At 50.5% G+C, this 11,074-nt stretch carries 6 protein-coding genes; all 6 read left to right on the top strand.

From position 1 onward, the window contains the following. Positions 1 to 913 precede the first annotated feature (913 nt). Positions 914 to 2,434, top strand: a complete 1,521-nt coding sequence (gene dacB / locus AC0QH1_RS28325; protein ID WP_324634794.1) for a D-alanyl-D-alanine carboxypeptidase/D-alanyl-D-alanine endopeptidase — start codon at positions 914 to 916, stop codon at positions 2,432 to 2,434. 521 nt (positions 2,435 to 2,955) lie between these two features. Next, a complete protein-coding gene (locus AC0QH1_RS28320; protein WP_324634793.1) occupies positions 2,956 to 8,136 on the top strand; it encodes a PAS domain S-box protein in 5,181 nt (1,726 codons plus the stop codon). Positions 8,137 to 8,580: 444 nt separating this feature from the next. Further along, positions 8,581 to 8,961 carry a response regulator gene (locus AC0QH1_RS28315; protein WP_324634792.1) on the top strand — a complete coding sequence of 127 codons (381 nt, stop codon included), beginning with the start codon at positions 8,581 to 8,583 and terminating at the stop codon, positions 8,959 to 8,961. 346 nt (positions 8,962 to 9,307) lie between these two features. Then, entirely contained in the window at positions 9,308 to 9,559 is a 252-nt protein-coding gene (locus tag AC0QH1_RS28310; RefSeq protein WP_324634791.1) for a DUF1816 domain-containing protein, read from the top strand. A 671-nt stretch (positions 9,560 to 10,230) separates the two neighbouring features. After that, positions 10,231 to 10,458 (top strand): hypothetical protein, encoded by a 228-nt coding sequence (locus AC0QH1_RS28305; RefSeq protein WP_324634790.1) that lies wholly within the window; start codon positions 10,231 to 10,233, stop codon positions 10,456 to 10,458. Positions 10,459 to 10,824: 366 nt separating this feature from the next. Beyond that, positions 10,825 to 11,022, top strand: a complete 198-nt coding sequence (locus AC0QH1_RS28300; RefSeq protein ID WP_324634789.1) for a hypothetical protein — start codon at positions 10,825 to 10,827, stop codon at positions 11,020 to 11,022. Positions 11,023 to 11,074 lie beyond the last annotated feature (52 nt).

The raw sequence follows: 11,074 nt of genomic DNA, 5'->3' as shown, positions 1-11,074 counted from the left end.
GCGGGTGTTGTTGGTGTTAGACGAGACAGATTTGAGTTGAAACAGTTTGAACCTCTTTTGGGTAATGTGGACGGTTTACGAATCTGTCAGGGAAGCATCAATGCTTGATTAACGCTTCATTTATTACTTTAGCGCGTTTTTTCAGAAATGCAAGCGGATGACAATAAACTTTACAAAAAAAAAGTATTGACTTGCCTTTTTATGTACTTTTGTAAAAGCCAGAAACAGACAATGACCCTGAAAAGCTCAGGGGAAGGGAGATAGAAGCGATCGCATCAGAGTTGCCATTCCCCCGGCGAATTGAAGTAGGAAAAATTCCGAGAATTGCGGCGCAAACAAACAACACCCACCGAGCTAGCCGAGTGACTTCCTCTGGTTGCGAAGGTTTTGCAGATAAACCGAAATTAAAATTTCAGTTGCATTGCTGCCTTTCAGTCAGTTGAGGATATATCAGCCCGCATCAAGTGGGTGTTGTTGGGGTTAGACGAGACAGATATGAGATGTAACAGCGTGGAACCTCGATAAGTGAATGTGAACTTGGCTGTTTTAATCTGCCAGGGAAGCTTATCGCTTCATTTATTACTTTAGCTCCTTTGCGGAGATTTTCTCAGAAATGACAGAAAATGAAACAAAGGTTTACATAAAAGCAAGTTACTGCTGTAGCCGATGATGAAATTAGGTAAAGCGCCGGGGAAAACAACTCGGGTCTCCATCCCCCGAAAAGCGCTCTGTTGCCGTGGTTCTACGGTTTTAGAGGGAAGTTATCCCTGACGAGAAGGCGTCGGGAGTGAAAACCTCGGCGATCGCGCCGATACCTTCGTGGATCCGGCGCTTTTCCAAGTACAAAGCAGCAAATCGTTGTTTGAAAACACAGAGTATGAGTCAAGAAAAGATAGAGGGAAGTAGAGGAAAGATGGCAAGGTTATTGTCGCTGCAGAAAACGCACAACCAGAAACCGCGATCGCGCAAACCGGGGATATTCGGCTTAATTTGCGGCATCATTGCGGGAATGACCCCCACCGTAGCCGTTGCAGAGGCCCCAGGGATTTGTCAATCCAGACTAGAACCAGCGATCGCGCAGATTATCAACCGGCCCGAATTGAGACGATCGCGGTGGGGCATATTAGTAGAGACCCTCGACTCTGGAAGTAACCCCACCCTTTATCAAAAAGAGAGCGATCGCTACTTTATTCCCGCATCCAACGCCAAACTGCTCACCTCCGCCGCCGCCTTGCACCATCTCGGATCCAACTTTCGCATCCGCACCTCCGTGTATGGCAAAGACAGCACCCCCGGGAACCTGGAACACTTGCGGATAGTAGGGCGCGGAGACCCCAGCATTACCGCCAGCCAACTCGAAGCGATCGCCGAACAACTGCACAACCAAGGAATCGAGCAAATCGGACAAATCATCGCCGACGACAGCTATTTTCGGGGATTACCCTTCAACCCCAACTGGGAGTGGGAAGACGTGCAAGCCGGGTATGGCGCGCCGGTGAACAGCTTAATTTACAATCAAAACGCGATCGAGCTAAAAGTGTGGCCGCAGAACCAAGGAGACCCCTTGCGCGTCACCTGGGCCGATCCCCGCGAAGGCATGCGCTGGCGGATCGAGAACAATGCGATTACCGTTGCATCCTCGCAACCGGAATTTTTAGAAGTCGGGCGAGACTTTGCCACGCCAGTGATTCGCCTCAGCGGGCAATTGCGGGCCGGATCCGAACCGGAAGACATTTACGTTGCGACGCCTCATCCGGGCAACTTTTTTTTGCGACACTTTCGCGAAGCCCTTGCCAAAGTCGGGATTACAGCGGGACGAGGACTCGTCACCCACGAGGCGACGCCTTCATCCGCACAGCGAGAACTCGCCACCATTGAATCGCCGCCCCTATCGGAACTGGTGATGCAGGTGAATCAGAAGAGCAACAATCTTTATGCCGAAGTCTTGCTGCGATCGCTCGGTACCAATCCCGGAAACAAAGCCAAAAAAGCCCTACCCGAAGAAACCATCGCCGCCGGCTTGCAAGTGCTAGAAGCCGCATTAAGCGAAATAGGCGTGGATAGTGACAGTTACGAATTAGTAGATGGGTCTGGACTCTCGAGACAGAACCTCGTCAGTCCCGAAGCCCTAGTGCAAACCCTCAGAGCTTTTGCCTATTCTCCCAACAGCGAAATTTACCGCAACTCCTTACCCGTCGGGGGAGTCAGCGGTACCCTGCGATGGAGATTTCGCGACACCCCCGGCGAGGGGAAAGTGCGCGCCAAAACCGGCACCTTAACCGGCGTTTCCGCCTTATCGGGATACGTTCCCAATTCCGAGTACGATACCCTGATTTTTAGCATTATGGTGAATCAATCCGATCGCCGGGCGCGCCAACTGCGCCAAGCGATCGATGAAATTGTATTGCTGCTGACCCAAATGCGTCGGTGTTAATCCTTTTCGGCGGCGAGAGCGTTCTCGTTGCCAGGAAAGCGAACAGGGTTTGACCTTGCAGACGCAGCATCTAGCGTCTGTATTTTTTTTTCAAGATAGTATGGTGAAACAGGCTTTGCATTGATTGGGGTTGCAGGTAAAATCGAATTATTGCGCCACTGGATAAAGAATTAACATAAATTTATAAAAATTAACAAAGAAGGGAAACAGACAGGGAGCAAGATAGGGCGCAATGAATCGGTGCGGCGATCGCCTTTCAATGCCGATTATTCTCAGATCGAGCCTGGAATGCCAAGGGGATGGAACCGAACTGGGGTCAGCCACAGTGCATTTCCAGGTCAACTCAAGTTGAGCGATCGGAAATCCCCTTACCTGCCGAAAGCTTGAGGTCGGTTTAAGGTAAAAATAAGGGTGAACGAGAGATGCCCGTCAGCAACAAATCCTAGCCCAACAGCGCCGGGGTGGGTTGTGGGGTAGGACAGCAACAGTTCGAGGCGGATAAGCAAAAGAAAGGGTGAAATATGAACCGCATTTTGCTCGGAGTAGACGATCTACAGAAACGAAATCGACTGGCGCAGCAATTAGCCAGTCACTACGATATTTTGCAATTTTCCTCAAAAACTCAACGAAAAAGAGATGAAGAGAGACAAATAAAAAAATGGTTAAATGAATCGGCAAGCGGCCAGAATTGTATTCAAGCTTGCATTGTCGATAAACCGGGGTTATCCAGATATAAACTGCAACTGAGGGAGAGAAGAGAATTGCCCTTAGAGGCACAGTTTCCCGTGCTGTTAGTAGTAGAAGAGCGAGAACTGGAAAATTTGCGAAACGCAGAAGAAACAGAGGGAGAACATTACAGAGGTAAAGCCTTGTATGATGATATTATTATCGGCTCGGGGACTGCAGCGGAATTAAAGTATCGAATCGAGAAATTGTTGCGAGAGAGAGAGTTGGCAGCAAGCACCCTTTCCCGAGGAGAAAGCGGCATAAAAAACGACCGAACGGAGAGTGAAAAAGAAGCCAAGGCGTTAGAGAGGCAGAGGGAGACGGCAACCTTAGCCTCGCCTTGGAGAGGAAAGAGACGACGAGGAAAAAGAGGGAGTAGAGAGCCGCAGCAAAGGTCTAGAGTGCCGGTGCAACAACTCTTTCGCTTATTAGTGGAAGGGATTCGGGACTATGCGATCGTGCTGCTCGACGCTGAGGGAGAAATCATCAGTTGGAATAGAGGAGCAGAGCGGATTTTAGGATATCAAGCCCGGGAAATTATGGGAGAGCATTTTTCCAGATTTTATCCTCCAGAAGATATCCAAAGTAACAAACCGGAAAAAGAGCTGCAACTAGTTGCAACCGCCGGACAATGCGAAGATGAAGGGTGGAGAATTCGCAAAAATGGGGAGAGATTTTGGGCCAGCATGACGATCGCCGCTTTGTACGAAGTGGGTGAAGAATTAGTAGGATTTTCGGCAATTATCCACGACTTAAGCGATCGCAAAGCAGTAGAAATGGAATTGTGTTCCCTGAACCGCGCCTTAACCACCATTTGGGAATGCAACCAAGCAATGGTAAGAGCCACCCGAGAATCCGAACTGCTCGAAGAAATTTGTCGCATTATCGTTGAAACCGGCGGATATCGGTTAGCCTGGGTGGCATTTGCCCGCCCAGAAAGTGGGGGAGAAAGCGACATGCAAATTTTACAACCCGTTGCTTGTGCGGGAGATAGAGCCAACAATGGCTGCATGTTTGAGATCTGGGGGGATGAGGTAGAAGCAACCATCCGACTAACCAGCCAGAGCATTCGCAACGGAAAACCCTGCGTCGTGCAGAACATCGAAACCGATCCCAGATTGGAGCCTTGGCGCAGTGCGGCGATCGCGCGCGGGTTGTATTCCACCATTTCTTTGCCCTTAATTGGCAAAGGAAAAGCCTTTGGGGCATTGCAGATTTATGGGGGTATTACCAATGCGTTTGATGTTGCAGAAGTGCAGCTTTTAGAAGAACTGGCAAGCGATTTAGCCTATGGAATTATGGCCCTGCGCGATCGCGATCGCCGCCAGAAAGCCGAAGCCGCCCTTACCAAAAGCGAAGAGCGCTATCGACAATTAGTGGAACTCTCCCCAGAAGCGATCGTAGTACACAGCCACGATAAAATCAGCCTAATCAACACAGCGGGAGCCAAACTCCTCGGTGCGGCGACCCCAGCAGAGCTAATCGGGCGATCGATGCTCGATTTCGTTTCCCCGGGAGATTCCCAACTGCGCCACTTGTTGCAGCAAGTGCAAAAGCAACAACAACCCCTTTCATTCGTGGAAGTGCAGTTAATTCGCCGAGATGGAACCATCGTACCCGTAGAACTTGCCGCCACACCCTTAGGGGAAGGAGGAGGGAGAAAAGATTTGCTCGTCGTAGCCAGAGACTTGAGCGATCGCAAACGAATGGAAGCCGCATTGCGCCACAGCGAAGAACTGCATCGGATCGTCTTAAGCAACATTTCCGAAGCCGTGTTCATTACCGATAATCAAGGTGGATTTACCTATATTAGTCCCACAGTGTCCGCGATTTTTGAATACTCAGTGCAACAAGCGTATAAAACCGGCAATATTCGGAAATTATTAGGGGATAAACTGTTCGATGCCCACCATCTTGCCCGAGTGGGAGAAATTCACAACATCGAGCGGACGATTCGTGGAAAAAGCGGGAAAAAGCATACCTTACTCGTGAGTGTAAAGCGAGTCAAAATCGATCGCGGCACCGTGCTTTATACCTGTCGCGACATCACCGAACGCAAACAAGCAGAAGTGGCATTACGCGCCAGCGAAAACCGATTTCGCACCACTTTTGAAGGCTCTCCCATTGGCATGAGCCTGTTGAACTTGGAAGGAAGATTTATCGAGAGCAACGCCCAACTGCAGGAAATGCTGGGATATCGACAAGAAGAGCTTTCCCGCAAACGCTTTGCCGAGATTACCCATCCGGAAGATATTGGCGCGAGTCATAAACTGTTTCGAGAAATGCTGCGCGCTCAGCGCGATCGCTACCAAGTGGAACAGCGATATATCAGTGCCAATGGCAGTTGGGTGTGGGTGCGAGTCAGCGTTTCTGCAATTCGGGAACGCTTATCTGCCCCCCAATTTGCGATCGCCTTAATTGAAGATATCAGCGAACGCAAGCAAGCGGAAGAAGAACTGCGCGTGCATCGCAATCATTTAGAAGAATTGGTAGCAGAACGCACGGCGGAACTGACCCGCACCTTGGAACGCCTGCAAGAAGAAATCCGCTATCGCGAACAAGCACAAGAGGCGTTAATTCGCGTCACCCAAGCGGTGGAAAGCACCAGCGATGCGGTAGCGATGACCGATATGACCGGGCGATCGATTTATCACAACCGTGCCTTTTTAGAGTTATTTAACTATAGCGTAGAAGAACTGAATGCCGGAGGCGGTCACGGGATTTTGTTTCGCGATCGCGCGGTTTGGGAACAGGTATTTGGCAAAATTCGCTGGGGCAAAAGCTGGAGTGGAGAAGTGCAAATGCGATCGCGCAATGGCTCGATGGTGTCGATTTGGCTGCGCGCCGATGCGGTGAAAGATGACAACCATCAGCTTGTGGGATTAATCTGCGTTCATACCGACATCACCAAACGCCTGCAGGCGGAAGCAGCATTGCGCGAAAGCGAAGAGCAACTGCGAACTCTGATTAATGCGATGCCCGATATTGTCTGCTTTAAAGACGAACGCGGCGGGTGGTTAGAAGCCAACGATGCCATTTTAAAAATCTTTGAGCTAGAAGGCAAAGACTATCGCGGACTCACAGACGCTCAGCTTGCCGAAATGAGTCGGTCTTACAGCGAGGCATTTTTCTACTGCGAACGCACCGACGAACAAGCCTGGAAGAAAGGAATACTTTCCCATGTGGAAGAAGCCATCGGGAGCGTGAATGGCATGGCGCGCATTTTTGATGTGATTAAAGTGCCGTTGTTTCACGCCGACGGCACCCGCAAAGGATTAGTGGTGTTGGGGCGCGACATTACCGAACGCAAAAAAGCCGAAAAGGAATTGTTGCGCTTGGCATCGATTGTGGAGTCGTCGGATGATGCGATTATCGGCAAAACTTTAGAGGGAATCGTGTTGAGTTGGAATGCCGGTGCAGAGCGGATTTATGGGTACACTGCTTCGGAGATGAAGGGACAATCGATTTCCCGGTTGGTATTGCGCGATCGCCAACATAGCGAGTTGGGATTATTTGAAAGAATTCAGCAAGGAGCGAGTATCGATCATTATGAAACCGTGCATTTGCGTAAAGATGGCTCGCAAATTCACGTTTCCCTGACGATTTCTCCGATTAAAGATCCTGCCGGACGGATTACCGGCGTGTCCACCATCGCCCGGGATGTGACCGATCTCAAGCGGGTGGAAGAGGCGCTCGAGAGCCTGCGCCATCAAAATGAGTTGATTTTGAATTGTGCCGGGGAGGGAATCTGCGGCATGGATGCTCAGGGAAAGACCACATTTGTTAACCCGGCGGCGGCGAAAATGTTGGGATATCCTCCAGGAGAGTTGTTGGGTGCGCCCCTGGGGATGATTTTACACAAGCCACTGACTCGGGGATCGGTGGGGCGCGATCGCCCGAGGGAAAATGCCCTCGGCGATCGCGAACCACGGGCCGCGTCCAACCCCCAGCAGCTCGCGATCGCCGGGGATGTAGAAACCCCTGAGATATTGGCCTCTCCTTTATATGGGGCGATTCGCGATGGCGCAGTTCATCAGGGAGCCAATCAGGTGTTTTGGCGCAAGGATGGTTCTTGTTTCCCGGTGGAATATATCACCACTCCGATTCAAGAGCAAGGAAAAATTGTCGGGGCCGTGTTGACGTTTAAGGATATCACCGAACGCCTTGCAGTGGAACGGATGAAGGATGAGTTTATTTCCGTGGTCAGTCACGAATTGCGAACCCCCCTCACCTCGATTCGCGGCTCTTTGGGGTTGCTGGCGGGGGGCCTGCTCACCGCTCGCCCTGAAAAGGCATCGCGGATGTTGGAAATTGCGGTTTCCAATACGGATCGCTTGGTGCGGTTGATTAATGACATTCTGGATTTGGAGCGGATCGAGTCAGGCAAGGTGACGATGGTCTATCAACTCTGCAATGCGGCTGACTTGATGCTTCAAGCAGCCGATGCATTGCGTTCGATGGCGATGCATGCCGATGTTCGCTTATCGGTGACGCCGTTAGATTTGTCCCTCCAGGCAGACCCAGATCGGATTTTTCAGGTGTTGACCAATTTATTGAGTAATGCCATTAAGTTTTCTCCTGAAGGAGAGACGGTTTGGCTGAGTGCGGCGATCGCGCCGAGGGCAGAATCCATTGCCTTTCCCGAATCTTGCCAGTCCGAGAGCACCGTGGCGACCCTCGACCCGCGATCGAACCGTGACTCGGACCGTTGCTCTGCCCCGATGACGCAGCCCACGGTGTGCTTTCACATCCGCGATCGGGGCCGGGGCATCCCCCCAGAAAAGTTGGAATCGATTTTTGAACGGTTTCAACAAGTCGATGCATCCGACTCGCGCAAAAAGGGCGGCACTGGCTTGGGATTGGCCATCTGTCGCAGTATTGTGGAGCATCATGGAGGTCGCATTTGGGCCGCCAGCGTCGTGGGTGAGGGCAGTTCGTTTTATTTCACCTTGCCTTTGCACGAGGAAAATTTATAATTGTTAATTCCAGCGGCTCTCGATGCTCAATGCCCTTCCGCAGAAGGGATCGGTAGCTCGGTCCGGGGGACGCCGTTGACCGAGAGTCTGGAAAATCCGGGTTCGGCGCTACACTCGGTTGTCAATTACCAATTTTCAATTCTAAACCCTCGGTTTTAGTCAGACGAGGCGACGCTTGGTACTCGAAAAAGTTAATATAAGAAGAAATCCTGCTTATCAATGTAGGGGAGCGAGCCAGCAAGGCGCGCGTTTTTCGCTCAGCCATAAGGAGCGATCGCTCCTTATGGCTGAGGGTATGATTTCCAGCTATTGGCGATCGCGGTGTACGGCTGCCCGAGGCCGCTGTGTTTTCAATCCGCGAGTTTTAAAGATAATAAAATCGATTTTTGAGAATTTTTATTTTCAGTTGTCCGCACCCTCCCGAAGGAGGATAAGAATCCCACCGTGAGTTCCAAACGTATTTTAGTTATCGATGATGAAGATGATATCCGAGAAGTGGCTCAGCTCAGCTTAGAGATGGTCGGCGGCTGGGAAGTCCTGACCGCCAGTTCTGGCAATGATGGAATAAAATTAGCCCAAGCCGAGCAACCGGATGCCATTCTGCTCGACGTAATGATGCCGGATATGGACGGTCCTGCCACCTTTAAAAAGCTGAAAGCCCATCCGCGCACCGAGAACATCCCCGTGATTTTACTGACGGCAAAAGTCCTCTCCGCTGACCAGCGCAAATTTTCCGAACTTGGGATTACTTCTGTGATTGCCAAACCGTTCGAGCCGATGAACCTAGCCGCTCAGGTCGCTCAAACCCTGGGTTGGTCCACATAATTTCCCGCCGCCAATCCCACCAGCTTGCTCGGCGAGTCAAAAGCGCAAAGGAGAACGAAAGGCGGGATAAGTGCCAAGCGTTCGATGGTTGTGCCCAGACTCGCCATTTGCATTTTTTGACCGCCGGGAAGACCATCGGATCTGCCCTGCAAAATCACAGAGGCTCCAGGGTTATTAGATCCCTATGGGAGGAAAACGGTTTTTATGAAGTTGAGTTAAGTTTTTTAACAATTTACTTCACAAATTCTTCACAACCTGGCTTTAGTATCTCAGATGACTGACAGGATTGAAGTAGCTGATTATAGTTGATTCAGTTGTCCAACCTTTGAAATACTGGCAGGATTGCATGAAGCTAGCAGAACAGATTGAAGAGGCGTTTACCTCTTACTTGGAAAAGTTGGGAGTGGCTTGGTGGGTAGAAATTGTTACTGCCGAACCCGCCTGTACGTACTACTTCGGTCCGTTTATGAGTGCCAAGGAAGCGGAACTCTATCGGGGGGGATACGTGGAGGATTTAGAGGGCGAGGATGCTAGAGGTATCGCCGTTTACATTCATCGGTGCCAACCGAAACAGCTAACGGTTGCCAGTGATTTGTAAACCGATCGCAAAGCACAGGTTGAGCAGGAGGGGAGCAACCAGAGCGCGATCGGGCATCCCCTTCCAGCAAGTCGCGCTTTTTTAATATTTTTTTAAGGTGGAGGTACTGGGTAAAAGTGCTTGGGGGTTGCCAGACCATATTACAGAGAACTCCGGCGGTTTTGTGGCCCCATATGTTACGGATTATTACTGGCAACCGAGAGTGTCTATTCCAAAAAAACTTTAGAGATTTCGTCGATCCCTAGCCTTTTCTTCACGGCATCTTCACATTCATATTTTAACTTCAACTATAGAGCGAATGAAGCTCCGAATCGTTGAGAAGAAAAGCCAGGAGTAGAAACCTATGCCCGCTGCCTACCTCACTCTCCTAACCATTTCGATGGGATCCGCCTGTGTTTATCTCCGAGCCTCTGCAGATATCCCCTTCGTACTCGCGGCATTAACGGCGGTCGTTTGCTTTATTTGGGGTTTTGCTTTAGCGCCTTGGATGGTTCAGTTATTGATTGTCGGATTATTAATTGGTTTCGATAAACTCTACTTATCCAACGCAGGAAGCTTGCGCCGGAACTGAAAGAAGGTGGCCCGCGAGCATAGATGCCACCGTTTGATTTCGCTTCATGCCCTTTCTCTATCGTTGAAATTTTTCGTTAATCCGAAACCAATTGGGAATTATGTTTAACAATACTGCCAACCACTGTCCTTGTTGTTCTAGTCAGTTGCTGCGCCACGCTCGCCACAGTGGTGTTTATTGGTTCTGTCCGCATTGCTGGCAAGAGATGCCAGATTTACTCTCTGCCTCGGTGCAACCCCGTGCATACCGACAGCAGCTCGATCGCTTGGTGGAGTTGCCCAGTGCCCCGATGCGCGATCGCGCCATGCCAGAGCGCGAAATTGCCTAGTGTCCACAGAATCAGTCCGTGGCAGGAAAAATAAATAACATTTCAAGAGACACACCTTTTGCATTCGGTCCGGGTTGTGTCTCTATTAATTGGCGAGATGGGATCCGCTACAGAGGCAGGTAAAGTGGGTGGGGGGAGCGAACGGCGATCGCCCCAGAGAATCTCTGCACAGAGTTGAACAAAACCAGTGCCGCATTCCCCCACATCGCTAACGGTAGGTGTTGCTCAACGAACGGCAGCAACTAATTATCGTAGCCTTGATTTCGATGGAGTGTTTCAGAACAGAAATGGTGAAACTTAATCAAGGCAACCGCATGAGCGCAACTCCTGAATCTTGTCGCTATAGTCATCACCTTGCGCTAAACTATGGCTATGCGAACCAAGAAGCCAACCAAAATCATTCGTACCGACAAATGGACGCTGAATCCAACGACGAAACAGCGAGTGCTGTTTGGAGAAACGATTCAGGTCTATTGTCGGCTGTGTCGGTATTTGATTGGCATTGTGTTTACGCCTTGCCCTGAGTTAGGGCGGCTGTGCAACAGTCAGGAACCCCATCCCTAAAGGGAGGGGCTTGGTAAGACTTTATTTTCCCAAGCTCACCTGACCAGAAGAC

The sequence above is a fragment of the Phormidium sp. CCY1219 genome (genome assembly GCF_055795085.1).
The sequence above is the reverse complement of the archived record's forward strand: the minus strand, read 5'-3'. Positions and strand labels throughout refer to the sequence as shown.

Coding starts and splice junctions, on each gene's coding strand:
- dacB (WP_324634794.1), top strand. CDS start 914: ATGGCAAGGTTATTGTCGCTGCAGAAAACGCACAACCAGAAACCGCGA.
- AC0QH1_RS28320 (WP_324634793.1), top strand. CDS start 2,956: ATGAACCGCATTTTGCTCGGAGTAGACGATCTACAGAAACGAAATCGA.
- AC0QH1_RS28310 (WP_324634791.1), top strand. CDS start 9,308: ATGAAGCTAGCAGAACAGATTGAAGAGGCGTTTACCTCTTACTTGGAA.
- AC0QH1_RS28305 (WP_324634790.1), top strand. CDS start 10,231: ATGTTTAACAATACTGCCAACCACTGTCCTTGTTGTTCTAGTCAGTTG.
- AC0QH1_RS28300 (WP_324634789.1), top strand. CDS start 10,825: ATGGCTATGCGAACCAAGAAGCCAACCAAAATCATTCGTACCGACAAA.